The sequence below is a fragment of the Plantactinospora sp. GCM10030261 genome (assembly GCF_042666615.1).
In the GTDB taxonomy this organism is placed as follows: domain Bacteria; phylum Actinomycetota; class Actinomycetes; order Mycobacteriales; family Micromonosporaceae; genus KBS50.
In genome coordinates this window covers 252,142-277,030 of record NZ_JBHTDD010000005.1, presented here as the reverse complement: position 1 = coordinate 277,030, position 24,889 = coordinate 252,142, and the positions used below count along the sequence as shown (strand labels likewise).

General features: G+C 72.2%; 21 protein-coding genes. 5 read left to right on the top strand and 16 right to left on the bottom strand.

What is annotated here, in order from left to right:
- Window positions 1–132: 132 nt before the first annotated feature.
- From ACFQUZ_RS09125 to ACFQUZ_RS09075, 11 genes are all read right to left on the bottom strand, one after another.
- A complete protein-coding gene (locus ACFQUZ_RS09125; protein WP_377440049.1) occupies window positions 133–507 on the bottom strand; it encodes a type II toxin-antitoxin system VapC family toxin in 375 nt (124 codons plus the stop codon).
- Complete coding sequence (locus ACFQUZ_RS09120; protein ID WP_377440046.1) at window positions 504–761, bottom strand: type II toxin-antitoxin system Phd/YefM family antitoxin; 258 nt, start codon at window positions 759–761, stop codon at window positions 504–506. The genes ACFQUZ_RS09125 and ACFQUZ_RS09120 overlap by 4 nt, the downstream gene beginning before the upstream one ends.
- A 22-nt stretch (window positions 762–783) precedes the next feature.
- Window positions 784–2,508: a lysine--tRNA ligase gene (gene lysS / locus ACFQUZ_RS09115; protein ID WP_377440043.1), complete on the bottom strand. Its 1,725-nt coding sequence runs from the start codon at window positions 2,506–2,508 to the stop codon at window positions 784–786.
- Between the two features lie 70 nt (window positions 2,509–2,578).
- A complete protein-coding gene (locus ACFQUZ_RS09110; protein WP_377440040.1) occupies window positions 2,579–4,072 on the bottom strand; it encodes a CoA-acylating methylmalonate-semialdehyde dehydrogenase in 1,494 nt (497 codons plus the stop codon).
- Between the two features lie 5 nt (window positions 4,073–4,077).
- Window positions 4,078–5,118, bottom strand: a complete 1,041-nt coding sequence (locus ACFQUZ_RS09105) for a Gfo/Idh/MocA family protein (protein ID WP_377440038.1) — start codon at window positions 5,116–5,118, stop codon at window positions 4,078–4,080.
- Window positions 5,115–7,088 (bottom strand): 3D-(3,5/4)-trihydroxycyclohexane-1,2-dione acylhydrolase (decyclizing), encoded by a 1,974-nt coding sequence (iolD, locus tag ACFQUZ_RS09100; protein WP_377440035.1) that lies wholly within the window; start codon window positions 7,086–7,088, stop codon window positions 5,115–5,117. Before iolD ends, ACFQUZ_RS09105 begins: the two co-directional genes overlap by 4 nt.
- Window positions 7,085–8,023: a 5-deoxy-glucuronate isomerase gene (iolB, locus tag ACFQUZ_RS09095; RefSeq protein WP_377440032.1), complete on the bottom strand. Its 939-nt coding sequence runs from the start codon at window positions 8,021–8,023 to the stop codon at window positions 7,085–7,087. Before iolB ends, iolD begins: the two co-directional genes overlap by 4 nt.
- Window positions 8,020–8,988 carry a 5-dehydro-2-deoxygluconokinase gene (gene iolC / locus ACFQUZ_RS09090; protein ID WP_377440029.1) on the bottom strand — a complete coding sequence of 323 codons (969 nt, stop codon included), beginning with the start codon at window positions 8,986–8,988 and terminating at the stop codon, window positions 8,020–8,022. The genes iolB and iolC overlap by 4 nt, the downstream gene beginning before the upstream one ends.
- 4 nt (window positions 8,989–8,992) lie before the next feature.
- Window positions 8,993–9,940 carry a TIM barrel protein gene (locus ACFQUZ_RS09085; protein ID WP_377440026.1) on the bottom strand — a complete coding sequence of 316 codons (948 nt, stop codon included), beginning with the start codon at window positions 9,938–9,940 and terminating at the stop codon, window positions 8,993–8,995.
- Window positions 9,941–10,001: 61 nt separating this feature from the next.
- Window positions 10,002–11,345, bottom strand: a complete 1,344-nt coding sequence (locus ACFQUZ_RS09080; RefSeq protein ID WP_377440023.1) for a 6-phospho-beta-glucosidase — start codon at window positions 11,343–11,345, stop codon at window positions 10,002–10,004.
- Window positions 11,336–12,094, bottom strand: coding sequence for a DeoR/GlpR family DNA-binding transcription regulator (locus ACFQUZ_RS09075; RefSeq protein ID WP_377440020.1), 759 nt, complete (start codon window positions 12,092–12,094; stop codon window positions 11,336–11,338). Before ACFQUZ_RS09075 ends, ACFQUZ_RS09080 begins: the two co-directional genes overlap by 10 nt.
- Before the next feature lie 200 nt (window positions 12,095–12,294).
- Between ACFQUZ_RS09075 and ACFQUZ_RS09070 the strand changes: the two genes are divergently transcribed.
- The 5 genes from ACFQUZ_RS09070 to ACFQUZ_RS09050 all read left to right on the top strand — a co-directional run bounded on the left by ACFQUZ_RS09070 (window position 12,295) and on the right by ACFQUZ_RS09050 (window position 19,524).
- A complete protein-coding gene (locus ACFQUZ_RS09070; protein ID WP_377440017.1) occupies window positions 12,295–13,497 on the top strand; it encodes a carbohydrate kinase family protein in 1,203 nt (400 codons plus the stop codon).
- A gap of 39 nt (window positions 13,498–13,536) precedes the next feature.
- A complete protein-coding gene (locus ACFQUZ_RS09065) occupies window positions 13,537–14,934 on the top strand; it encodes an ABC transporter substrate-binding protein (protein ID WP_377440015.1) in 1,398 nt (465 codons plus the stop codon).
- Complete coding sequence (locus tag ACFQUZ_RS09060) at window positions 14,906–15,886, top strand: carbohydrate ABC transporter permease (RefSeq protein WP_377440013.1); 981 nt, start codon at window positions 14,906–14,908, stop codon at window positions 15,884–15,886. The genes ACFQUZ_RS09065 and ACFQUZ_RS09060 overlap by 29 nt, the downstream gene beginning before the upstream one ends.
- Window positions 15,883–16,707 (top strand): carbohydrate ABC transporter permease, encoded by an 825-nt coding sequence (locus ACFQUZ_RS09055; RefSeq protein ID WP_377440009.1) that lies wholly within the window; start codon window positions 15,883–15,885, stop codon window positions 16,705–16,707. Before ACFQUZ_RS09060 ends, ACFQUZ_RS09055 begins: the two co-directional genes overlap by 4 nt.
- 72 nt (window positions 16,708–16,779) lie before the next feature.
- The gene (locus ACFQUZ_RS09050) at window positions 16,780–19,524 is read left to right on the top strand and encodes a sugar-binding protein (RefSeq protein WP_377440006.1); all 2,745 of its coding nucleotides are present in this window, start codon (window positions 16,780–16,782) and stop codon (window positions 19,522–19,524) included.
- Between the two features lie 142 nt (window positions 19,525–19,666).
- Here the strand turns inward: ACFQUZ_RS09050 and ACFQUZ_RS09045 are convergent, their stop codons facing one another.
- The 5 genes from ACFQUZ_RS09045 to ACFQUZ_RS09025 all read right to left on the bottom strand — a co-directional run bounded on the left by ACFQUZ_RS09045 (window position 19,667) and on the right by ACFQUZ_RS09025 (window position 24,822).
- Entirely contained in the window at window positions 19,667–20,128 is a 462-nt protein-coding gene (locus ACFQUZ_RS09045; RefSeq protein ID WP_377440088.1) for a hypothetical protein, read from the bottom strand.
- A gap of 686 nt (window positions 20,129–20,814) precedes the next feature.
- On the bottom strand, window positions 20,815–22,500 hold the full coding sequence (locus ACFQUZ_RS09040; protein WP_377440003.1) for an ABC transporter permease: 1,686 nt from the start codon (window positions 22,498–22,500) through the stop codon (window positions 20,815–20,817).
- Window positions 22,497–23,387: an ATP-binding cassette domain-containing protein gene (locus ACFQUZ_RS09035; protein ID WP_377440000.1), complete on the bottom strand. Its 891-nt coding sequence runs from the start codon at window positions 23,385–23,387 to the stop codon at window positions 22,497–22,499. Before ACFQUZ_RS09035 ends, ACFQUZ_RS09040 begins: the two co-directional genes overlap by 4 nt.
- Window positions 23,387–24,127 carry a hypothetical protein gene (locus ACFQUZ_RS09030; RefSeq protein WP_377439997.1) on the bottom strand — a complete coding sequence of 247 codons (741 nt, stop codon included), beginning with the start codon at window positions 24,125–24,127 and terminating at the stop codon, window positions 23,387–23,389. The genes ACFQUZ_RS09035 and ACFQUZ_RS09030 overlap by 1 nt, the downstream gene beginning before the upstream one ends.
- A gap of 110 nt (window positions 24,128–24,237) precedes the next feature.
- Window positions 24,238–24,822, bottom strand: coding sequence for an NADPH-dependent FMN reductase (locus tag ACFQUZ_RS09025; protein WP_377439995.1), 585 nt, complete (start codon window positions 24,820–24,822; stop codon window positions 24,238–24,240).
- Window positions 24,823–24,889 lie beyond the last annotated feature (67 nt).

The window sequence follows — 24,889 nt, the reverse complement described above, 5'->3', positions numbered from 1 at the left end:
CGCCCGCATCCGCAGCGAACGACAACGACGATGGGGCCAACCCGCCACCCGCGCAGCCTGAACCCAACACCCCGAACGTTGGTGGTCACGGCACTAGAGGCCACGCCCGCTGCCCGAGGGCGACTCCCCCGGTCAGATCGGAAGTACGGGGACCTCGTACTTCCGGATCCCGGCATCCCGGGTGGCGATGGTGAGTCCCTCGCACCGCGCCTGTGCCACGAGGATCCTGTCGAACGGGTCGCGATGGATCATCGGAAGCCGACCCGCGGCGATGGCGTGCTCTGACCGAATCGGAAGTTCCCGGAACGCGCTGTTCCGGATCCGCTCCGCGAGGTCGGCCGGCTCCTTCAGCTTGCCGATCGCTTGCTTGATCGCGACCTCCCACACCGTCGCGGCGCTGACGTAGATGTCGGGCTCGTGGTCAAGCTGGTCCTTGAAGTCTTCCGACAGGGTCGTGTCGTCGACCAACCACCAGATCACGACGTGGGTGTCCAGCAGCAGGCTCACGAAGGCGCCCCGAAGTCCCGAGCGATCTCCTCGTTCGTCTCGGTCGAATCCCAGTCCTCGGTGGCCACCAGCCGGTCACGGAGAGAGCCGCGACCTTTACGATCCACCCGCCGGATCAATGGGACCACCTTCGCCACCGGGGTGCCCGCGCGACTGATGACGATCTCCTCGCCGTGCTCGACCCGATCGATGATCCGGGACAGGTTGGTCTTGGCGTCGTGGATGTTGAACTGGGCGGCAGCTTCAGCGGACATGGGCACCCCCTTAGCTAACAGGTTAGTCCATGGCGGGCGGGCTGAGCAGCCGCCGCACCCGATCGGCGCCGACGGCGAGCAGCAGCGTGGGCAGCCGAGGGCCGGTGTCCCGGCCGGTCAGCAGCCGGTAGACCAGCACGAAGAAGGTCCGCTGGGCCACCTTCAACTCCGGCGTCGGCTTCGTGTCCAACGGCAGGCCGAGCATCCGCTTCGGTACGCCGTAGACCAGCGCCGTGAGCCCGTCCAGCGACCAGTGGTCGTCCAGCCCGTCGACCAGCAGCCGCAACGACTCCCGCTGCGGCTCGTCGAGACCGGCGAGCAGCTCCGCGTCCGGTTCGTCGCGGACCCGGGTGCGCTGCTCGGCCGGCACCTGGGTGGCCACCCAGTATTGGGCCCGGTCGAGCCGGGGACGCACCTCGTCGAGCGAGCCGATCGGCTGCTCCGGGTCCAGGTCGGCGAGGATGCGCAGCATCTGCGCCTCGTCGCCGGTGGTGATGTCGGCGACCGAGGCGAGCGTCCGGTACGGCACCGGCCGCGCGGTGCGCGGCAGCGTCCGGGACGCGGTCCGCACCGCCCGGTCGTACGCGACGGCGTCAGCGGCCGGTGCGGTGCCCTCGCTCACCTTGCGGCCCAGCGAGTCCCACTCGTCGTACAGCCGCTGGATCTCCTGGTCAAAAGAGATCTTGAACGACTGGTTGGGCCGGCGGCGGCTGTACAGCCAGCGCAGCACCGGCGCCTCCATGATCCGCAGGGCGTCGGCGGCGGTTGGCACCTCACCCCGGGAGCTGCTCATCTTGGCCATGCCGGCGATGCCGACGAACGCGTACATCGGGCCGATCGGCGGCTCGGCGCCGAACACCTCGCGGACGATCTGACTTCCCACCACGAACGACGAGCCGGGTGAACTGTGGTCGACGCCGGACGGCTCGAAGACCACCCCTTCGTACGCCCAGCGCATCGGCCAGTCGACCTTCCACACCAGCTTGCCCCGGTTGTACTCGGCGAGCAGCACCTTCTCGTCGTGCCCGCAGGCGCAGATGTACGTCAGCTCGGTGGTCTCGTCGTCGTACCCGGTGACGCTCGTGGTGTCCCGCTCGCAGACCGAGCAGTACGGCCGGTAGGGGAAGTACCCGCCCGCGGCGCTGCCGTCGTCCTCGGTCGCCGCCCCCGAACCGGCGGCGGCCTCGACCGCGGCGGCCGTGTCGTCGGCGTCCCCGGCCCGCTGCGGCGCCGGCTTCGGCTTGGTCCGGTAGCGACCCAGCACCGCGTCGATCCGGTCCCGCTCGCGCATCGCGAGCAGCACCTGGTCCCGGTACGCCCCCGAGGTGTACATGGCCGTCTGGCTGATGCCCCGGTATTCGACGCCCAACTCGGCCAGCGACTCGATCAACGCGGCCTTGAAGTGCTCGGCCCAGTTCGGGTACGCGCTGCCGGCGGGGGCGGGCACCGAGGTGAGCGGCTTGCCGATGTGCTCGGCCCACGCCGGGTCGACACCGGCCGGCACCTTGCGGAACCGGTCGTAGTCGTCCCAGGAAATGATGTGCTCGCACTCGTGGCCGCGCCGGCGGATCTCGTCGGCGACCAGGTGCGGAGTCAGCACCTCGCGCAGGTTGCCCAGGTGGATCGGGCCGGACGGGCTGATGCCGGAGGCGCAGACGATGGGCTTGCCCGGGACCCGACGCTTCGCCTCGGCGATGACCTCGTCCGCGAAGCGGTGCACCCAGTCGGCCTCGACGCTGCTGGTCACGGCGCAGCACATCCCTTCGAACACAGTCTGTCAACCCGCCGGCTGAAGCCTAGCGTCCCGATGATCCGCCTCAGTCGGTGCGGGGGAAACCGAGATTCAGGCCGCCGTGGCTCGGGTCGAGCCAGCGGGCGGTGACCACCTTGCCGCGGGTGAAGAAGCGCACCCCGTCCGGCCCGTACGCGTGGGTGTCGCCGAACAGGCTGTCCTTCCAGCCGCCGAACGAGTAGTACGCCACCGGCACCGGGATCGGCACATTCACGCCCACCATCCCGACCCGAACCTCCCGCTGGAAGCGCCGGGCGGCACCGCCGTCGTTCGTGAAGATCGCTGTGCCGTTGCCGTACCGATTGGCGTTGATCAGCTCCAACCCGGCGTCGTACGACGGCACCCGGACCACCGACAGCACCGGCCCGAAGATCTCCTCACGGTAGATCGACATGTCCGGTGTGACGTGGTCGAACAGCGTCGGACCGAGCCAGAAGCCACCGGAGTCGCCGTGGAACGGGCCGGTCCGGCCGTCCACCACCAGCGCCGCGCCGGCCTCGACCCCGGCCGCCACGAGCCCGGCGACCCGGTCCCGGTGCGCGGCCGTGACCAGCGGCCCCATGTCGCAGCCCGTGCTGCCGTCGCCGGTGCGCAACCCGCGCATCCGCTGCTCGATCCTCGCCACCAGCGGGTCGGCGACCGGTTCCACGGCGACCAGCGCCGAGATCGCCATGCACCGCTCGCCCGCCGACCCGAAACCGGCGTTCACCGCGGCGTCGGCGGCCAGGTCCAGGTCGGCGTCGGGAAGCACCAACATGTGGTTCTTGGCGCCGCCGAGCGCCTGAACCCGCTTGCCGTGCGCGGTGGCCGTCTCGTAGACGTACCGGGCGACAGGTGTGGAGCCGACGAACGACACGGCCGCCACATCGGGCCCGGTGAGCAGCGCGTCGACGGCCTCCTTGTCGCCGTGCACCACGTTCATGACGCCGTCGGGGAGGCCGGCCTCGGTCCACAGCCGGGCCACCGCCACCGCCGCCGACGGGTCCTTCTCGCTGGGCTTGAGGATTACCGCGTTGCCGCAGGCGATGGCGATCGGCACGAACCACAGCGGCACCATGGCCGGGAAGTTGAACGGGGAGATGACCGCGACCACGCCGAGCGGCTGCCGGATCGAGTACACGTCGACGCCCGTGGACGCGCCCTCGGTGAAGCCGCCCTGGAGCAGGTGCGGGATGCCGCAGGCGTACTCGGCCACCTCCAGGCCGCGGGCGACCTCGCCGAGCGCGTCGTCGAGCACCTTGCCGTGCTCGGCGGTGATCAGGGCGGCGATCTCCTCCTTGCGCCTGTCGAGCAGCTCGCGGAAGGCGAACAGCACCCGGGTGCGGCGGGCCAGCGAGGCGTCGGCCCAGGCCCGCCCGGCGACCGTCGCGGCGGCGGCCACCTCGGCGACGAGATCCGCCGAGGCGAGGTCGACCCGACCGGTGACGGTCCCCGTGGCGGGGTTGTGGACGGCACCGGTCCGCCCGGCCGTGCCGGTCCAGTCCCGGCCGCCGATCAGGTGGGTGATCCGGGTCGGCATGCGACTCACGCTCCTTGCTCTGGACAGAGGTGGCGGGCCGCGGCCCGGTCGGCCAACTCGACCCGGACCGGCCGGCCGGTGGCCAGCGACGCCACCCCGGCCTCGGCCACCGCGGTGGCGGCGTACCCGTCCCAGGTGGTGGGCCCGACGACCGTGCCTCGGCGGCAGGCCCGGACCCAGTCCTGGACCTCGATGTCGTACGCCCGCGCGAAACGCACCCGGTAGTCGTCCGGGATGTGGCCGCCGTAGCCGTTGTCCCGGCGGACCAGCAGGTTCTGGCCCAGCCCGATGGTGGCGCTGCCGAGTTCGGCCACCGCCTCGCAGCGCACCTCGTAGCCGACGTGCGAGTTGACGAAGACCTCGGTGGTGGCCATGCCGCCACCGGCCAGTTGGAAGATCGCGACCTGCGGGTCACGCAGCCCCACCGGTGCCCGGCCGCTGGTGGCCGGGGTGAGCACGGTGATCGTCTCGATCTCCTCGGCGAACAGCCACCGGCACACGTCCACCTCGTGCACAAGCGAGTCGTTGACGATCGACGACGAGTCGCGGAACCAGGGCGGCGAGGTCTTGTTGCGGTGGATGTTGTGCAGCACCAACAGCCGGCCCAGCCGGCCGGAATCGATCAGGTGCTTCAGCTCGACGTACTCCGGATCGAAGCGCCGCATGAAACCGACCTGGACGAGCGGTCGGCCGACCTTGTCCCGTTCGGCCTCCACCAGCCGCAGCGCGGACGCGCTGTCGGTGGTCAGCGGCTTCTCGCACAGCGTGTACTTGCCGTGCGCGAGGCAGGCGAGCACCTGCTCCTCGTGCGCGAACCCGGGCGAGGCGATCAGCACCGCGTCCACGTCGTCGGCGGCGATGAGGTCGAAGGCGTCGGCCGTGGCGCGTACCCCAGGATGGCGCGCCGCCACCTCGGACGCGTGGTCGACGTCGGCGTCCGCGACGGCGACGAGGTCCGCGCCGGCGATCCTGGACGCCAGCCGTTCGGCGTGGTCGGCGCCCATGATGCCGACCCCCACCACCCCGACCCGCAGCGGCGCGGTCACCGCTCCTCCCCGCCGGGCGCCAGCAGCGGTCGCTGGGCCGCCTTGTGTTCGACGTACGCCCGGTGGGCGTCGCGGGTGCTGTCCAGGTCGCTGACCTGGCTGACCGGGACGTCCCACCACGACTCGCTGTCCGGTGCGGGGACGTGCGGGTCGGTCTCGACGTGGATGACGATCGGCCCGCCATCGGCCGGCGCGGCCTTGGCGTGCTTGATCGCCTGTGCCAGCCCGGTCCGGTCGCGGGCCTCGATCACGGTCGCGCCGAGGCTGCGCGCGTTGGCCGCGAGGTCGACGGGGAGTTTGTCGCCGTCCAGCCGCCCGGTGGCCGGGTCGCGATAGCGGTAGCCGGTGCCGAAGCGCTGCGAGCCCAGCGACTCCGACAGCGATCCGATCGATCCGAATCCGTGGTTCTGCACCAGCACCACAATGATCTTGACGCGTTCCTGCACGGCGGTGACCAGCTCGCCCGGCATCATCAGGTACGACCCGTCGCCCACCAGGACGAAGACGTCCCGGTCCGGGTCCGCCCAGCGCACCCCGATGCCGCCCGGGATCTCGTAGCCCATGCAGGAGTAGCCGTACTCCACGTGGTACGCCTTGCGATCCCGCACCCGCCACAGCTTGTGCAGGTCGCCGGGCATCGACCCGGCCGCGCACACCACCACGTCCCGCGGCTCGGACAGCTCGTTCACGCAACCGAGCACCGTGCCCTGGGTCAGCACCCCGGCGGCGAGCCGGCCGGTCACCTCCGCCGGCGGGTCGTACGCGGCGGTCACCCGCGCGTCCCAGGCCCGGACCAGCTCGGCCTGCTCGTCCCGGTACGCCGGATCGACGGCGTACCCGGCCAGCGCGTCCGTCAGCGCCGTCAACGCCTCCCGGGCGTCCGCCACCAACGGCACCCCGGCCAGCTTGCCGGCGTCGAACCGGGTGATGTTGACGTTGACGAACCGCACGTCGGGATGCTGGAACGCGGTGCGCGACGCGGTGGTGAAGTCGGCGTACCGGGTGCCGATCCCGAGCACCACGTCGGCGCTGCGGGCCAGGGCGTTCGCGGCCGAGGTGCCGGTCGAGCCGACCGCGCCCATCGACCGCGGATGCCCGTACGGCAGCGCACCCTTGCCGGCCTGCGTCTCCGCCACCGGGATGCCGGTGGCGTCGCAGAACGCCCGCAGCGCGTCCTCGGCACCCGAGTAGTGGACCCCACCACCCGCGACGAGCAACGGCCGCCGGGCCGCCCGGAGCACCGCCGCGGCCCGCTCCACAAGCGCCGGCTCCGGCAATGGCCGCGGGACGTGCCAGGTCCGCGGCGCAAACAGCTCGACCGGCCAGTCGTACGCCTCGGCCTGCACGTCCTGCGGCAACTCGACGGTGGCCGCTCCGGTCTCCACCGGGTCGGTGAGCACCCGCATCGCGCCGAGCAGCGCCGACGGCAGGTGTTCCGGGCGATCCACCCGGTCGAAGAAGCGGGACAACGGCCGGAACGCGTCGTTGACCGTACGGTCCCCGGTCTCCGGCGCCTCGATCTCCTGGAGCACCGGCCGGGCCACCCGGGTGGCGAAGGTGCCCGACGGCAGCAGCAGCACCGGCAGCCGGTTGACGGTGGCCAGCGCGGCGCCGGTGAGCATGTTCGTCGACCCCGGCCCCACCGACGCGGTGCACGCCCACGTCTGGAGCCGGTCCCGCTGCCGGGCGTACGCCACCGCCGTGTGCACCATCGCCTGCTCGTTGCGGACCAGCACGTACGGCAGCCGATCCTCGCCGCCGCGCAGCTCGTCCTGCAACAGCGCCTGGCCGAGGCCGGCGACGTTGCCGTGGCCGAAGATGCCCAGGCAGCCGGCGAACAGCCGGTGCCGCCGGCCGTCCCGTTCGGTCCACTGGTTGCCGAGGAAGCGCACCACGGCCTGCGCCACGGTGAGCCGCACGGTCGAGGTGCCAGCCGGCCTGTCGGTCAAGATCGGCGGGTCGGTCGTCATCGGTAGCCTCCGTTCAGCAGTCGGGGGTCCACGGCCTGCCCGTCCCAGGTGCCACGGACCCAGGCGTGCGCCGGGTCGTCACAGATCAGCCAGGCCCGCTCGGCGCCCGGCCCGGCCATCACGTTCAGGTAGTAGAGGTCGTAGCCGGGCGGCGCCATCGCCGGACCGTGCCAGCCGTGCGGCACCAGCACCACGTCGCCGGTGCGCACCTCGGCCAGCACGTCGAGCGGTCGCCCTTCGGTGCCGTAGACCCGTTGGTACGCCACCGGATCGGCACCGGAGGCCGCCGGACCCGCCGCCGCGACGGCGCCCGGCTCCGCCCGCAGCTCGAAGTAGTAGATCTCCTCCAGCGCGGTCTCCAGGCCGGGCCGTTCCTCGTCGTGCTTGTGTGGCGGATAGGAACTCCAGTTGCCGGCCGGCGTGACCACCTCGCAGGCGATGACCGAGTCGGCGGCCAGCACCTCCGGTACGCCGAAGTTGCGCACCAGCCGGGACGCCGTTCCGGCGCCGCGCAGCTCCACCGGGACGTCGGTGGCGGGCAGGTGCCGGAACGGCGGGGTGGCCCCCCGCCCGGCGACCGCGCCGCACAGCGCCACCCGGGCCGGCGTGTCGCCGTCGTTGCGCACCGCGAGCCGCGACCCGGGCGGGACGTACGCGACATCGGTGGGGCCGGCGAACACGTCGGCCCGACCGGCGAGCCGCGTCTCGTGCCGCCGGCCGGCGCCGTCCACGGCGGTCACCAGGCAGCCGCCGGACAGCGGCACCACGACCACCTCGCTGCCGTCCAAGTCGAGGCGTGCCGTTTCGCCGGGAGCCAGCTCGGCCACCCGCAGGCTGGTGTGCCGCCAGCCCGGGACCGCGTCGGTGACGGCCACCGGGAACCCGGCCTCGGTGGCGCTGCCGTACGGGCGTACCCAGGTCTGGTTGTCCGTCATGGCCGACCCGCCAGCGCGGCCTCGACCTCGTCCTCGGTCGGCATCGCGGTGGAGCACTCCAGCCGGCCGGCGACGATGGCGCCGGCCACGTTTGCGAATCGCAGGACGCGGGCCAGTTCCCACCCGCCGAGCAGCCCGTGGACGAGGGCACCGCCGAACGCGTCCCCGGCACCCAGCCCGTTGACCACCGGCACCGGGAACGGCGGCACCTCCACCCGCTCGTCGGCGGTAGCGGCGAGCACACCGTCCGGCCCGCGCTTCACGACGGCCAGCTCGACCCCGAGGTCGAGCAGGGCCCCGGCCGCCCGGTGCGGGTCGGTCTCGCCGACCGCGATCTCGCACTCCTCGCGGTTGCCGACCGCGACGGTGACGTGCTCGATCGCGGCCCGGATCGCGGTCCGGGCCTCGGCCGCGTCGGGCCAGAACATCGGCCGGTAGTCCAGGTCCAGCACGGTGTGGGCACGGCGCCCGCGGGCCTGCCACGCCGTGTGGTGGGCGGACCGGGACGGCTCCCGGGACAACCCGGTGCCGGTGGCCCAGAAGACCCGGGCGGCCTTGATCGCGTCAAGTGGCAGCTCGTCCGCCTCGATCATCAGGTCGGGGGCGGTCGGATACCTGTAGAAGTACAGCGGGAAGTCGTCGGGCGGGAACACCTCGCAGAAGGTGACCGGGGTGGGCGGCCCGTCGACGGCGCTGACGAACCGGTCGTCCACGCCGAGCCGGCGCAGTTCCCGGCCGATGTAGCGGCCGAACGGGTCCCGGCCGGTCCGGGTGATGATGGCGGAGCGCCGGCCGTGCCGGGCGGCGGCGACGGCGACGTTCGTCGCGCTGCCGCCGAGGAACTTCTCGAACCGGGTCACGTCCTCCAGCGGTACGCCGTGGTCGAGCGGGTAGATGTCCACCCCGCAGCGGCCCACGGCCACCAGGTCGTACGGGGGCCGGTCGTCAGGGCCTGGTGCCGACATCGCCTCAGCTCCCGGCCAGGTCGAGCAGGTACGCCCGGCTCGCCCGCACGTCCGCCACCGGACCGGCTGCGGACCCGCCCGACGGCCCTGACCCGTCCGGCGATCCGGATCCGTCCGGCGACCCCGACCCGCCGGGCGGACCGGTGAGCACGGTGTCCTGCTCCAGGACGTACCAACCCCGGTATCCGGCCCTTTCCAGCGCGGTGACGATGGCCGCGACGTTGACGTCACCATCGCCCAGGGGCGCGTACATCCCCCCAGCCACGGCCTCGCTGTAGCTCACCTCGCCGGTGCGCACCCGGTCCGCCCAGTCGGCGCGGACATCCTTGAGGTGCACGTGCGCGATCCGGTCGGGTCGGTCGCGCGCCACCGCCACCGGGTCGCCACCACCGACGAGCAGGTGGCCGGTGTCCAGGCACAACCCGATCCGGCTGCCGTCGAGCACCCGGGCCGTCTCGTCGCCGGTCTCCACCATCGTGCCCACGTGCGGGTGCAGCGTGGCCACCAGGCCGTGGCCGGTGGCCAGCGCGTCGATCCGGTCGAGGTTGGCCAGCAGTGTGGCCCAACCGGCGTCGTCCAGCACCGGCCGGTCGTCGTACCCCTCGGTGCCGGTGGCGGCTGCGATGACCACCGTGGACGCCCGCGCGGCCACCAGCCCGGTGATCGCCCGCTCCACCTCCGGCAGCGGGTCGTGGTCCGGCGCGTGCAGCACCACGGGCACGAACTGGCCGACCGCGGTGAGGCCGTACTGGGCCAGCGTGGCGGCCTTGGCCGCGGGGTCGTCGGGGAGGAACCCGTCGGGCCCGAACTCGGTGGCCACCAGGCCGAGTTCCCGCATCTGCCGGAGCACGGTGTCCGGGTCGAGCTGGTAGCCCCAGCCGGGCACCTCGCATACCCCCCAGGAGATGGGAGCGCCGGCCACCCGGTCGGCGAGTGCGGACGGCTGCGTCATCGCTTCCTCCTCTTCGGGTCGGGGCTCCCCGGTCGTCCCGGCGCCGGACAACCGAGGCCGGTCAGCGCAACAGATCGGCCAGGCCCGGCAGCCTCTCCCGGTAGCCGGCCAGCAGCTGGCGCGCGGTGTGCACCGAGTCGACGAGCGGGTGCAGGGCCAGCGCCTTGACCGCCGCCGCAGCGGACCCGCTGGCCGCGGCTTCGATGCCGAGCTGTTCCACCGCCTTGACCTGCTGGACCAGGCCGAGCATCGAGCCCTCCAGCGGCTCGGTGGCGATCGGCCGGGCCCCGGCGGCGTCCACCACGCAGGGCACCTCCACCACGGCGTCGGCCGGCAGGCCCGGTACGGCGGATCCGTTGCGCACGTTGAGGATCATGGTCGAGGCGCGACCGCCGGAGATCCCCGCCATCAGGTCGAGCGCCACCCGCTGATAGCCGCCCCCGGCGACGTCCTCCTGCCGCCGCTCCCCGGCTCCGGCGCTGTCCCGGCTCTCCGCCATGTAGGTCGAGTCGCGCTCCGCCCGGGTCCGCGTCCAGATTTCCAGAGCGGCTCCGGGGCGCCGGGCCACCGCCGCGTAGAAGCCCTCCTGCTGCTGGCGCAGGAACTCGCCACGGGTCGCCGGCGCCTCCCGGATCGAGGCGACGGCCTCCCGGTTGAAGTAGTAGTAGTACAGGTACTCGTTGGGGATCGCGCCGAGTGACCGGACCCAGTCCGGGCCCAGCAGCCGTGCCTCCTCCACCCGCCCCAGCGCCGCGTCGTCGGCCAGCAGATCGGGCAGCCGGTCGACGCCGTCCACCCGCAGCCCGCGCAGCCAGCCGAGGTGGTTGAGCCCGACGTAGTCCATGGTGACCCGCGCGACGTCCAGGCCCAGTGCGCGGGCGGCCCGTTCGCCGAGCCCGATCGGGGAGTCGCAGATCCCGATGACCCGATCGCCCAGCCGGCGCCGCATCGCCTCGGTGACCATGCCGGCCGGGTTTGTGAAGTTGATGACCCAGGCGTTCGGGGCGCGTCGCGCCACCCGGTCGGCGAGGTCCAGACAGACCGGGATGGTGCGCAACGCGTACGCGAGACCGCCCGGTCCGGTCGTCTCCTGGCCCAGCACACCGAGGTCGAGCGCGACCCGCTCGTCCACCGTCCGGCCGGCCAGTCCGGCCACCCGGATCGCGGAGAAGACGAAGTCGGCGCCGTCCAGCGCCTCGTCCAGGTCGGTCGTCGTGCGGACCTTCGGCGCGTCGGGCCGGTCGGCGGCCATCTGCTCCAGCACGGCGTGCACCGCGGCCAGCCGACCCTCGTCCAGGTCGTGCAGCACCACGTCGCGTACGTCCGGGCCGGGCTCCTGGGTGAGCAGTTGCCGGTAGATCAGCGGCACCCGGAAGCCGCCGCCACCCAGAACGGTCAGTCGCACGCCTGGATGACCTCCGTGTCCGCCTCGGCGAACGCCGTCAGCGTCCCCGGATCGACGGCATCGTTGGTGACGATCACGTCGACGTCGCCGGGTCCGCACACCGGGAGCAGCCCCGACCCGGGGAACTTGCCCCGGTCGGCCAGCAGCACGGTCTGCTCGGCGGCCGCGATCATCGCCTTCTTGACCGGCACCTCGACAAGCGTGGTGTCCATGACCTGGCCGTCCCGGCGGATGCCGCTGGTGCCGAGGAAGAGCCGGTGCGCCCGGAGTTGGCGAAGCGCCTCCTCGGTCAGCATCCCCACCATGGACAGGTAGTTGCGTCGCAGGATGCCGCCGAGCACCAGCAGCTCGACAGCCTCGTCGTCGCGTAGTTCGTCGACGACGGCCAGGCTGCTGGTGATGACGGTGATCCGGCGGCCGCGCAGGTGTCGGGCGAGCCGGGCCGTCGTGGTGCCGATGTCCAGCAACAGCACCTCGCCGTCGCGGACGAGATTCGCGGCGCGGCGGGCGACGGCCTCCTTCTCGTCCGGCGCGACGGCGGCCACCTCGGCGAAGGGCACCTCCTCCACCTGGACGGTGCCCGCCCCGCCCCGGATGCGCCGCAACGCACCGTGGGCGGTCAACACCTGCAGGTCCCGCCGGATGGTGGAGGCGCTGACTCCCAGGTCAGCCGCGAGCGTGGAAACCGAGACGACTCCGGAGGACCGGACCCGGCGCACGATCTGCTCGTGCCGACTGACTGGAAGCACGGGTAGAAGCTAACACCGGCGTACGCACCGGACAACCAACAACGATCAGTCGTACGCAGTTGTGCGCAGAACCGCGCACAAAGGGGCTTGCCTTCCCCGGCTCGGCGGAGCACCATGCACAGGCAAGACAGGTGAGACCTGGACACGGACCGATGAACGAGCTTCCCGCAGCAGGCACACTCATCCGGAAGTGAGCAGAAGTGAGCAGGGCAGTACGCAGCGCCGCTGACGCCCCGAGTTCTCCGCAGGACACCCCCTCGGCCGACGCGCCCGCGCACGACCGGCCGTCACCGGACAAGCCCCGGTGGGATCCGCTGGCCGGGATCCGGCAGCGCGACCTCGCGGCGATGGATGTCTTCATGGCCGGCACGGTGTTTCTCGACATCGTCTTCACCGGGCTACCCAGCGCGCCGAAGCCCGGCACCGAAGTGTGGGCCGCCGGGATGGGCTCCGCACCCGGCGGCATCGCCAACCTGGCCGTGGCTGCCGCCCGGCTCGGCCTGCGCACCGGCCTGGCCGCCGGCTTCGGCGACGACGCCTACGGCGACTTCTGCTGGCGCACCCTCCGGCAGGAGGGCGTGGAACTCACCGGCTCCCGGCGGTTCACCCACTGGCACACCGCGGTCACCGTGTCCATGGCGGTCGACCGCGACCGCAGCATGGTCACGCACGGTCATGAGCTTCCCGTACCGGTCGACGAAATGATCGGCCGACCGCCCCGCTCCCGCGCCGTGGTGGCCAGCCTCGGTGACGTCGCGGGCGGCATCGAGTTGCCCGGCTGGGCCCGGCGGGCGCGGGCGGACGGCGCCCTGGTGTTCGCCGACGTCGGCTGGGATCCGTCCGGCACCTGGAACCCGGGCCTGGCCGATCAGCTCGCCGAATGTCACGCGTTCATCCCCAACGCGGTGGAGGCGATGTCGTACACGCACGCCCGCACCCCCGAGGCGGCCCTGCGCCGCGTCGCGGACTGGGTGCCGCTGGCCGTCGTGACGCTGGGGGGCGACGGCGCCATGGCGATCGACGCCACCACCGGCGAGGAGGAACGGGTGCCGCCGCTGCCCACCGTCGCCCTCGACCCCACCGGCGCCGGTGACGTGTTCGGAGCGGGGCTGGTGCTCGGCACCGTCGCCGGCTGGCCGCTGCGGGAACGGCTGCTCTTCGCCGGCCTGTGCGCCGGGCTCGCCGTCCAGCACTTCGGCGGTTCGCTTGCCGCACCCGGCTGGGGCGACCTGCTCGACTGGTGGCGGCACACGACCGAGATTGCCGCCACGGGCGACCCGACGGCCGTGGAACTGGCCAACCGGTACGGTTTCCTCCCCCATCTGCTGCCCTCGGGGCCGGTGTGCGAGGTACGGCGCGCGCATGCGACGCTGGCCCGCTACTCCGACCATGACGCCGGGTGACAGAACGAATACCCTATCCGCCCCCAAAAGGAGCAATCCATGTCTCGATCACCGAAACGGCCGCGCCGGCCACGAATACCGGCCCGGCTGCGGGTCGTCGCCGGACTGGTCACCGCGCTGGGCGTGCTCGGCGCGGCGGCCTGCGCACCCGGGTCGGACTCCGAGAAGCCGTCCGGCGGCGGTGACGACCGGGCCGTGCAGACCGATGCCGCGAAGCTCGGGGACGTCACCCTGACCGTCTGGGACCAGGAGGTCCGGGGCGGCCAGGACGAGCAGATGAAGACGCTCAACGAAGCCTTCCACGCCAAGTACCCGAACATCACCATCAACCGGGTGTCGCGCTCCTTCGACGACCTCGGCGCCACGCTGCGCCTCGCGCTGTCCGGGAACGACGCTCCGGACGTCGTACAGGCCAACAACGGCCGCGCCGACATGGGCACGTTCGTGCGGGCGCAGCAGCTCGTCTCGCTGGAACCGTGGGCCAAGGCGTACGGATGGGCGGACCGCTACCCGGACAGCGTCCTCCAGTACTCGCGCTACTCGCCCGACGGCAAGACCTTCGGCGAGGGCAACGTCTACGGGCTGCCGCAGGTCGGGGAGATCGTGGGCATCTTCTACAGCAAGGACAAGCTGAACACGCTCGGCATCCAGCCGCCGAAGACGTGGGCGGAGTTCACCGCCGCACTGGCCACCGCGAAGCAGCGCGGCGAGATCCCGTTGCAGCTCGGCAACCTGGACAAGTGGCCGGCGTTGCACGTCTTCGGCACCATCCAGGGCCAGCACGTCCCAGCCGACACCATCACCACCCTGGGCTTCGGGCGCTCCGGCGCGTCCTGGACCACGCCGGAGAACACCAAGGCCGCTGAGGAACTGGTCACCTGGGTGAACTCGGGCTACTTCAACGACAGCCCGAACGGCACCGACTACGACAAGGCGTGGCAGAACTTCGCCGCCGGTCAGGGCGTCTTCCTCATCGCCGGTTCCTGGCTCGGACCGGACCTCGGCAAGGCCATGGGCGACAAGGTCGGCTTCGTCGCACCGCCGCCCGGCCCGGACGGCAAGGTCGCCGCGACCGGCGGCACCGGCCTGCCCTTCACCGTCACCAGCAAGGCGAAGAACCCGGACGCCGCCGCCGCGTACATCAACTTCATCACCAGCTCGGAGGCGATGTCCACGCTCACCAAGACCGGCAACATGCCGGTGGTGGAGACCGCCGAGCAGCAGAAGCCCGGCGGCGTCCAGGGGGACGTCTTCACCGCCTTCGGGAGCACCACCGAGTCCGGCCGGCTGGTGCCGTACCTGGACTACGCCACCCCGACGATGGGCGACACCCTCGGCGCGGCCCTGCAGGACCTGATGGCGAAGAAGATCAACCCGCAGCAGTTCCTCCAGAAGCTGCAGGACGACAATGCCAAGTTCCTCGACGGAAACGGCTGACACCGCGGCACGGGGCGGGACGGTCCCCTCAGGACCGTCCCGCCACCACGGACGCGGTAATCGTGCCCAGCGCCGACCCGGGAGACGGTCGGGCTGGTTACCCCTGGCGTACCTGCTGCCCGCGTTCGCGGTCTACGCGGCCTTCCTGCTCTACCCGCTGATCCGCTCCGCGCAGTTCTCCCTGTACGAGTACGACGGGGCCACCCTCGGCACGTTCGTCGGCCTGGCCAACTACGCCGACGTGCTCGGCGACCCCGACCTGCGGGCGTCGTTCGGGCATGCGCTGGTGCTCATCGGCTTCTACGCGGTGCTGCCGGTGCTGCTCGGCCTGCCGCTGGCCGCCCTGCTCACCCGCGCCAAGGTACGCGGGCTGGCCTTCTTCCGTACCGTCGTGTTCCTGCCGCAGGTCGTGGCCATGGTCGTGGTGGCCGTGGCCTGGCGGCGGATCTACGACCCGGACGGGCCGCTGAACGGCGCGCTGCGCGCGATCGGGCTCGACGGCCTCACCCGCGGCTGGCTCGGCGACTACACGCTCGCCCTGCCGGCCGTCGGTCTGATCGGCACCTGGGTGCAGCTCGGCCTGGTCACCGTCCTGCTGATGGCCGGCATGAGCCGGATCCCGTCGGAACGGTACGAGGCCGCCCGCCTCGACGGTGCCAGCCCGGCGCGCGAGTTCTTCGCGGTCACCCTGCCGGCCGTGCGCGGCGAGGTGGCGGTCGCGCTGACCCTCACCATCATCGCCGCGCTGAAGACCTTCGACCTGATCTACGTGACCACCAGCGGCGGGCCCGGCAACTCGACCTCGGTGCCGTCGTACGAGGTCTACCGCCGGGCGTTCGAGCTGGGCGAGGTGGGCTCGGCGACCGCCGTTGCCGTGGTGCTGACCGCGCTGATCTTCCTGATCAGCCTCGGGGTCAACCGGATCGCCGACCGGGAGAGTGGCTCAGAATGATCTCCAGGGGTGAGCGGGCCGCCAACTACCTGATCCTGTTCGCCTTCGCCGCGTACGCGCTCTGGCCGGTGCTGACCATCCTGATGGCGGCGCTCGGCCCGGACGACAGCGCCACCGGATCGGCAGGTGCCGGCGTGCTCGGCGTACACCCGGAGAACTTCACCGCCGCGTGGCGGCAGGGCCGGTTCGGGCAGTCGATGCTCACCAGCGTCACGGTCTCCGCCTTCGTGGTGACCTGCGCGACGGTGTTGTCGGTGATGAGCGGGTACGCCTTCGGCACCATGCCGTTCCGCGGCCGCAACGTGCTGTTCTACCTGTTCCTGCTCGGCATCATGGTGCCGGCCGAGGCGATCGTGGTGCCGCTCTACTTCGACCTGCGCACGCTCGGGCTCACCGACACCTTCTGGGCGATCGCGCTGCCCCAGGTGGCGCAGTCGGTGGCGTTCGGCACCTTCTGGATGCGCGCCTACTTCCGGGCCAGCCCGCCGTCGATGGTCGAGGCGGCCCGGCTCGACGGCGCCGGCTCGTGGACGATCCTGTGGCGCATCCTGGTGCCGCTCGGCCGGCCGGCGGTGACCACGCTTGTCGTGCTGACCTTCATGTGGACCTGGAACGAGTTCCTGATCCCGCTGGTCATGGCGCCCAGCGGGGAGTTGCTGACCGCACCGCTCGGGCTGGCCTTCTTCCAGGGCCAGTACACCTCCGGCTTCACCCTGCTCGCCGCCGGCGCGGTGCTCGTCGCCGCCCCGGTGGTCATCCTCTACCTGTTCCTGCAACGCCGCTTCATCCAGGGCATGCTCGAGGGCGCTGTCCGCGAGTAGGCCCGGGATTTCGGCACCGGCACCAGCGCACCACCAGTACGGGCACCAACTCCCCCACATACTGGAGGCAGCATGCGAGTCCGCTCATCCCGAACCGGCCGGGCCACCGCCGTCCTGACCGTGGCGGCACTGGCGGCGGGAACGTTCCCCGGCGCACCGGCCACCGCCGCCGGACCGCTTCCACCGAAGCCGTCCACCTCGGCCGGTACCCCGGTCGACCTGGACGTCCTGTTCGTCGGGGCACACCCCGACGACGAGGCCGGCACCCTGTCCACCCTGGGGCAGTGGCGGGAAACCAATGACATCCGTACCGGCGTCGTCACCATCACCCGGGGCGAGGGCGGCGGCAACGCCGTCGGCCCCGAGGAAGGTCCGGCCCTCGGTCTGCTCCGCGAGGGCGAGGAACGGCGGGCCGTCGGCAAGGCTGGCATCACCGAGGTGTTCAACCTCGACAAGGTGGACTTCTACTACACCGTCTCGGCCCCGCTGAGCCAGCAGGTCTGGGACGAACGCGACACGCTGGCCCGGGTCGTCCGGCTGGTCCGGCAGACCCGGCCGGAAATCCTGATCACCATGGACCCGGCGCCGTCACCGGGCAACCACGGCAACCACCAGGAGTCCGCCCGGCAAGCCATCGCGGCCTACTACGCCGCCGCTGACCCGAACGCGTTCCCCGAACAGCTCCGCGACGAGAGACTCAAGCCCTGGGCGCCGGCGAAGATCCTGCTGAACCGGGCCCGTGGGACCGGCCCGACCGGACCGTCCTGCGTGGACACCTTCGAGCCGGTCGACCCGTCGCAGGACATCTACGGCGTCTGGTCGGGCGCCGTTTCCCAGCGGCAGGGCCGCACCTGGGCCGCCATCGAACGGGACGCCCAGCGGGAGTACGCCTCGCAGGGCTGGGCCGGCTTCCCCGACGTACCCACCGATCCGGCGCAGCTCGGCTGCGACCGGTTCACGCTCGTCGACTCCCGGGTGCCGTACCCGCTCGCCGGCACGCCGGCCGCCGCCGCCCCGACCGCCATCCTGGACGGTGCGCTCACCCGGCCGGCCGGGACCGTGCCGCTGGGCACCACCTTCTCCCTCGACGCCCCGTTCGACGTCCGTCCGGGCGAGCCGCTCACCGTCACCGCGACGGTGACCGCGGCCAAGGCCGGGAACCTCGGTCGGTCCACGGTGGAGTTGACGGTGCCGGACGGGTGGACGGTCAGCGGTGACGGTGCGCTCGGGCGGGTACGCCCCGGTGCCACGGCCACCGCGACCTTCACCGTCACGCCACCCGCCGGCGCCGAACCGGGCTCCCGGGCCCGGATCGAGGCAACGCTGGCCACCGCCGCCGGTGCCGGGCACACCGCCCACCAGGTGGAGATCACCCCCGATGTACGGGTCCAGCAGCAGCTACTGCCGCAGGTGGGCGAGTTCGAGTCGTGGGCGGCCGAGGTCGGCGTGGCCCAGTTGCGCGGCTTCGTGCTGCCGGTGCTCACCATCGGCTCCGGCGGTTCCCGGTCGATCGCGTACACCGTGACGAACCACAGCGACACCGCCCGGTCCGGCACCGTCACACTGGACCTGCCGGACGGGTTCACCGCCGACGCGGCGAGCAGGCCGTTCACCGGGCTGGCGCCCGGCTCCTCGGCCACCGTCACGTTCGTCGTGACGAACACCGACGCCGCGCTGCCGACCAGCAACACGGGGGGCGACTACGCGTACACGGTCACGGCCACCACCGAGGGCGGCGGGACGTCTGTCACCAGGCCGGCCCTGGAACTCGTCCCCACCACCACGATCGAACCGGCGGGGACGGCTCCGGTCGTCGACGGGGTGCTCGGCGACGGCGAGTATCCCGGTGACCCGCTGGACATCTCCCGCGTCTGGGAGGGCAGTGCGTGTGACTCGGCCGCCGACTGTTCGGGCACCGCGCGGCTGACCCGCAGCGGCGACACCCTGCACATCGCGGTTCAGGTCAACGACGACGTGCGAGGCACCGCCCTGGCCACCGCCGACTGCAAGCGGCACTGGCGTACCGACAGCGTCGAGATCGCCCTCGACCCGCGCGGCACCAGTGAGAACACCTCGACCACGATGAAGCTCGCGGTGTTGCCGTTCACCGCCGAGGGGCCGGCGTGCGCGCTGCGCGACGCCGACAACCACCAGGGCCCGGCCGCCGAGACGGCGCCGGGTGTGCGGTGGGCCAGCACCGTCTCCGACACCGGGTACGTCGTGGAGACGGCGATCCCGCTCGCCGAGTTGCCCGACGCGGTCCATCCGGACCGGCTGGGGCTGAACATCCTGGTGTACGACTCAGACACCCAGGACAAGACCGGTCAGACCCGGATCGGCTGGTCGACGTGGGGTGGCGTGCAGGGCGACCCGTACCGGTGGGGCGTGGCCCGGCTGGCGGACCTTCCGGCGCCGCCGGACCGCCCGGCGGACGAGCCGGTGATCCCGAGCGACGCGCTGGCCAGCGTGGACTCGCCGCAGAGCATCGAGCAGGCGGTCCGGATCGACGTACCGCTGTCCGGTGGACCGGCCGCGCCCCGCGACCAGAGCGGCTGGGTCACCTCGGCCCGGGTCGGTGAGGCCGGCGGTTCCGGCGTCACGGTGCGGTTGCGGGCCACCGGCGCCGGCTCGGCGCACGTGTTCGTGGTCGACTCGGCCGGGGTGGTCGGCACGCTTGTCGTGCCGGTGGCCGGGGCGGGTCGGGTGACGGTGACCGTACCGCTGACCCGGGCGCTCGGCGCCAACCCGCGGGCGCTCGCGGGCTGGGCCGCACCGGACGGCGCGGGCACCCTCGCCTCGCAGCTCAAGGTGGGCTGACCGGCTCGCCACGCGCATCGACCCGATTCGCGGACCGGCAGTGTCGACATCGACTCGGTTCGCGGGCGAGATCGACTCGGTTCGCGGGATGTCGGGGGGTTGCGGTCGCCGCAACCCCCCGACACGCCGCACATCGCGACGATCAACGCGGGTGGGATGCCAGTGGTTCCGTCGACCCGGCCGCCAGGGCGTCAGTGACGTGCCGGATCGCGTCGCGCATCAACTCGCCGTACCCGTCGTCCGGCAGTGCGTCCAGGAACTCCCGGGCGGTGGCCAGGTGCTGGTGCGCGCGCTCGGTGTCGCCCAACCGGCGGTGGCAGTCGGCGAGGTTGAGGTGCAGCGACGGCAGGAACGCCCGCACCTGCGGAGCGTGCGGATACTGTTCGGCCCGCTCGTCGATGCGGCCGGCGACCGCGGCCAGGGCCCGCTCGTCCCAGCCGAGTTCCGCCTCCGTGGTCTCCTGGAGATCGGCCAGGTAGTGCGCGATCGTGCAGCGCTGGAAGGCGTCGCCGGCCTGTGCCCAGAGCGCGGCGAGCGTCTCGCGGGCCTCGGCGCGCTGCCCCGACCGCCCGAGCGCGACGGCGGCACCGATCTTCGCCATCATCTCGTCAAGCCCCTGCGTGGGCGGCCCGGCCGCGGCAGGCTTGGACGGCTGGGGCGCGGCCGGCTCGGTCGCGGCGGGCTGGGTCGCGGCAGGTTCGTTGGTCGTAGTCACGCAGCCACCATGAGCCCTCGACCAGCTCGAAGGTCAAGTTCCGACGCAATACTGATGACTACGTAGTGCGACGTTGTTCGACCCTCAGTCAGAGGACGCGTGTCCCTTTGCGCTGCTGTAGCCCGCGCAACACCCGCGCCAGGCTCGCTTTATTGTCTATGGCCAATGCTACTGAGCAAGGGATCGAGTTAGCGCTGAGTAGCTGTTGCGAATGGCACAGCATGCCCGAAGGGCGACGAGAGACAACGTCCGCCCACGCGACGTTGAGGAGCAGGATCCACTTCGATCATTCTGTCGATAGACCAGGGCTCGTAAACGCCACGCTAGCCGTGATCGACTCAATGTCGGCGAAGCGGGGCGGTCCCGCCCTCAGCGACACCCCTACATCGCCGACAGTGAGTCGACCAATGCCAGGACGCTCGTTTGATCCGACGTGACACACTGTCCCGACGGGATCGAGATCTTGGACAAATTCCGTCCAGATAGGACGACATCTGTCCAAGATCCAGCTGTCTCCGGGTCAATCGGTTCGTCTTGCCGGACAACGTGGACGGACTGCGGTTCCGGCAGAGGCATCACCGGCGGGCGTGCCGGATCGAGACCACGACGGTCGCGACGGCGAACAGGCCACCGGCCAGTCCCACCACGGCGAGCGGCGGCGGACCGGCGGGTTGCCCATCAACCCGCAGCGCACCGAGCACGTCGACCGCGGCGATGTCATTGACGATGGCGTACCACACCGGCAGGTAGAGCACCTGGAACAGCCGGTTGGTGCGGCTGAGCACACCACAGGCGATGGCGAGGGACGGCACGAACAGGCAGCCAGCCGCCCATGCCACCGCTGCTGCCCGGTCGGCCGCCAACGCCATCCGCGCCGCCGGGCCAAGTCCGACCAGGACGGTCACCAGCAGACCCGCCGTCCACTCGGCCGACAGCCGGACGCGTATCGCTGGGTATCCGCCGAATAGCGCGTCCACCCCGTATGCGACCGGCTGGGTGCCGAGTCGAGCCCAGAGCAGAATCGGCCAGATGCCCGTCGCGAGCAGCATTGGCCCGGTAGCCACCGAAAGCGGCAAGACCAGGGCGAGGACGGTCAGCACCGCCACGCCAAGCCACCACCACACCGACCCCGCACGGGTCAGGACCCGCAGTTCACCGGCGAGCACCCGGCCGAACGCGTGCCCGGACCGGGGTGCGGTCATCACCCGGGGCAGGTGCCCGGCAAGACCGCCGACCGGCCCACCGGGCGACGCCGGTACCACCGGCGCCGGCGCCGGGACCAGCGGAGGCGACGCCGGGACCGCCGGAGCCGGCGCCGGGCCGACCGGGACCGGACCCGCGCCACAGGAACCCGGAGCCGAGCCCACCGGAGCCGAGCCCTCGGGACCCGGAGCCGTGCGGCCCCGGCCGCGGGCCGGATCGAAGCGGCCGAACCAGAGGGCCGGCAGCATAGCCAATCCGGCCGCGAGCGCGATCAACGCACCGCGTTGCGCGAGGAACTCCGTGGTCACGTCCAGCCCGGACCAGGCGAACGGCCGGGGCGGCTGGTCGAGGTACATCAGGCCGATGCCGAGTTCCTGCACGGGCAGCCGCTGGGCCGCCAGGTCCGCGCGGACCGACTCGGCGAACGGTCGCACCCCCAGGCCGCCGAGCGGCGCGGCCGGCGAGGCGGCCACGATCAGCCCGATCATGGCCAACAAAAACCACACGATGTTGCCCAGCCCGGCCCGCAGCACCGGCACGGTCTCGAACAGCACCGCCATCGCCGCGGTGGCGGCCAGCACGGGGACGGTCAGCAGGAGGTACGGCAGCACCAGCGCCACGGGATCGACGGTCCGGGACTCGCCCCGGGCCACCTGCATCACGCCGGCGGTAAGCACCAGCATCGCGGCCATCGAGCCCAGCACCATCAGGTTGCTTGTGAACTTGCCGAGCAGGTAACCCGTGGTGCGCACCGGGCTGGCCGCGAGCAGTTGACCGACCCCGCTGGTCCGGTCCCGTTCCACCGCCACCCTGATCGCGTAGAAGCCGCCCAGACTCAACCACAGCCCGCCGGCAAGCGCGGTCACCGTGCCGACGTAGGCACTGTCGTAGCTCCCCCGGTACGCGCCGAGGCTGACGACCGTCCAGCGCGCGTCCGCCGCGGGCACGGCCACATAACCCAGCAGCACCGCGGTCAGCAGGATCATCAGGTACGCCGGCCGGCGTACCCGTTCGCGGAAGTCGGCGAGGGCGATGGCGCCCACCACGCGCGGCCTCATCGACCGGCTCCGCTCGGAAGGCCGGTGCGGGCGGTGACCACGGCGAGGTAGGCGTCCTCCAGGTCGGGCGCCACCGGGCTCGCGTCCGGGCCGGGCGGCACCGGCGACACCAGCCGGACCCGGACCCCGGCCGCCGTCCGCACCAGCCGGCTGACCACGTGCCGGGCCTGAAGCCGGGGTACGTCGGCCGGGGCGACAAGCGCCTCCCACACCTGACCGTCGACCGAGTGGAGCAGTTCCTCCGGGCTGCCTCGGCGCAGCAGCCGACCGCCGGCCAGCACGGCGATGTCACCGGCGACCGACTCGATGTCCGAGACGATGTGCGTGGAGAGCAGCACCACCCGGTCGGCGGCCAGGTCGCTGAGCAGGTTGCGGAACCGGACCCGCTCCTCCGGGTCCAGGCCGGCGGTCGGCTCGTCGACCACAAGCACCGCCGGATCGGCGAGCAGGGTCTGCGCGATGCCGACCCGGCGCAGCATCCCACCGGAGTACGTGCCCAGCGGTCGCCGGCCAGCGTCACTCAGGTTGACAAGTTCCAGCAGTTCGTCGACCCGTCCCCGGGCGGAGCGGGCGGCCAGTCCCTTCACGGCGGCCAGGTAGGACAGAAACTCCCGGGCGTTCAGGTGGGGATAGACCCCGAAGTCCTGCGGCAGGTAGCCCAGGGTTCGACGTAGCGGATCGGGCCGGGCCACCACGTCGGCGCCCTCGAACAACACCCGACCGGTGGACGGACGGGTGACCGTGGCGGCGATCCGCAGCAGCGACGACTTGCCCGCGCCGTTGGGACCGAGCAGTCCGACGAGACCGGGGCCGAGCCGCAGCCTCACCCCGTCGACCGCCCGCTTCCCACCCCGGTAGACCTTGCTGATGTCGATCAACTCCAGCATCAACCGGCCCTCCGTACCCGGCTGGCCCGGCCCTCGCCGGCCACGGCGGTGATTACCCGCGCGCTGCTCGGGTCGCTGGGGATGCTCCCCGTCCCCGCGCGCTCCGCCAGCCGGTACGTCTCCGGGCCGTCGGGAACCGTGACAGTGACCGCGCCGATGTCGGCACGCGCCTCGACCCGCCGGGGTGCGGCGGCGAAGGAGAGGGTGACGCCACCCTCGGTGGACCTGGCGACGACGTCGGCCGAACGCGCCCCCGTGACCTCCACCGCGTTGTCGGCGCGCAGGCGCAGCCTGCCGCCGGGTTCCTCCACCCGAAGCCAGCCGTCGGTCACCGAGGCGGTGAGATCGACGCCCGGCTTGACCGCCCGCACCGGTCCGCCGGCGCTTGCCACCTCGATCGCCACCCCGGGTGGGACGTGCACGACGTACCGGCCACCGCAGTCGGGGACGATCCCGCTACAGGTGACCGACAGTCGCAGCGTCCCGTCGTCCATCGACCACCGCGCGTTGCCGTCCCGGGTGGCCTTCCCGGTCAGGGTCCGGTCCACCCCGATGGTGCCCGCCGGTCCACCGACCAACCGCAACTCGGCGCCGCTGTTCTCGATCGCGAGTGCCGTGCCGGTGAACGGGAAGTCCCGCCCGGCCGCCGACTCCTCGTCGATCGCCGCGAGGTCCCCGCAGCCGGTCACCGCGATCAGAACGGCGCTGGCCAGCGCCGTCCGGATTCCCAGTCGTTCCATCCCACTCCCGTCCCGTACTTCCACTGCCGGTCCGGGACCAGCAGATCATCGGGCGGGGGTGGCGGGCACTGGCGCCAGTGGGCCGGATCGGGGTATGGCCAGGCATACTCTCAACCCCGGTACGGGCGGGCGGCGCGGGCATCCCGCAACGCGTACGCCCACCAGGTGAGCTGGTCGAGCGCGGCGCCGGCGGCGATCCGACAGTCGGCGGACGGCTTCGGCCAACTGCCGTCCGCCGCGAACAGATCCCAGTAGCAGGGCAGGATGACGGTGTTACGAATGGTCACCGCGTTCAGCTCGGTGAACATCTGCCGCAACTGTTCGACGGCGTACCACCCGCCGGAGTCCCGGCCGTACGCCACCACGGTCACCGGCTTGGCCCGCCACGGCTCGTCGTACCAGTCGATCATCAACTTCAGCGGCGCCGGCACACTGCGGTTGTACTCGGGGGTGACCACCACGAACGCATCGGCGGAGGTCAGCCGCGGCGCCAACCGGCGTACCGGCTCGGGGGGCCGCTCGTCGCCGTCGCCGAGCGCCTCCGGCAACTCGGCCTCGGCCAGATCCACGAGGTCCACCGTGAGTTCCGGCCGGCGCCGGGCCTGCCGGACGAACCAGTCGGCCACGGTGGGACCGAACCGCCCCCGCCGGGTACTCCCGATGATCACCGCCACCCGTAGTCGGTCGTCGGACATCCCGCACCCTCCTCGTCGCACCCGCCGGCACCTCCACACGATCGCCCCGCCCGCTTACGGTCGCCTT

Excerpts from the sequence above, each read along its gene's own strand:
- ACFQUZ_RS09120 (WP_377440046.1), bottom strand. The coding sequence starts at position 761 with ATGTCCGCTGAAGCTGCCGCCCAGTTCAACATCCACGACGCCAAGACC.
- ACFQUZ_RS09110 (WP_377440040.1), bottom strand. The coding sequence starts at position 4,072 with ATGCCGACCCGGATCACCCACCTGATCGGCGGCCGGGACTGGACCGGC.
- iolD (WP_377440035.1), bottom strand. The coding sequence starts at position 7,088 with ATGACGACCGACCCGCCGATCTTGACCGACAGGCCGGCTGGCACCTCG.
- iolB (WP_377440032.1), bottom strand. The coding sequence starts at position 8,023 with ATGACGGACAACCAGACCTGGGTACGCCCGTACGGCAGCGCCACCGAG.
- iolC (WP_377440029.1), bottom strand. The coding sequence starts at position 8,988 with ATGTCGGCACCAGGCCCTGACGACCGGCCCCCGTACGACCTGGTGGCC.
- ACFQUZ_RS09085 (WP_377440026.1), bottom strand. The coding sequence starts at position 9,940 with ATGACGCAGCCGTCCGCACTCGCCGACCGGGTGGCCGGCGCTCCCATC.
- ACFQUZ_RS09065 (WP_377440015.1), top strand. The coding sequence starts at position 13,537 with ATGTCTCGATCACCGAAACGGCCGCGCCGGCCACGAATACCGGCCCGG.
- ACFQUZ_RS09060 (WP_377440013.1), top strand. The coding sequence starts at position 14,906 with ATGCCAAGTTCCTCGACGGAAACGGCTGACACCGCGGCACGGGGCGGG.
- ACFQUZ_RS09055 (WP_377440009.1), top strand. The coding sequence starts at position 15,883 with ATGATCTCCAGGGGTGAGCGGGCCGCCAACTACCTGATCCTGTTCGCC.
- ACFQUZ_RS09050 (WP_377440006.1), top strand. The coding sequence starts at position 16,780 with ATGCGAGTCCGCTCATCCCGAACCGGCCGGGCCACCGCCGTCCTGACC.
- ACFQUZ_RS09045 (WP_377440088.1), bottom strand. The coding sequence starts at position 20,128 with ATGATGGCGAAGATCGGTGCCGCCGTCGCGCTCGGGCGGTCGGGGCAG.
- ACFQUZ_RS09040 (WP_377440003.1), bottom strand. The coding sequence starts at position 22,500 with ATGAGGCCGCGCGTGGTGGGCGCCATCGCCCTCGCCGACTTCCGCGAA.
- ACFQUZ_RS09035 (WP_377440000.1), bottom strand. The coding sequence starts at position 23,387 with ATGCTGGAGTTGATCGACATCAGCAAGGTCTACCGGGGTGGGAAGCGG.
- ACFQUZ_RS09030 (WP_377439997.1), bottom strand. The coding sequence starts at position 24,127 with ATGGAACGACTGGGAATCCGGACGGCGCTGGCCAGCGCCGTTCTGATC.
- ACFQUZ_RS09025 (WP_377439995.1), bottom strand. The coding sequence starts at position 24,822 with ATGTCCGACGACCGACTACGGGTGGCGGTGATCATCGGGAGTACCCGG.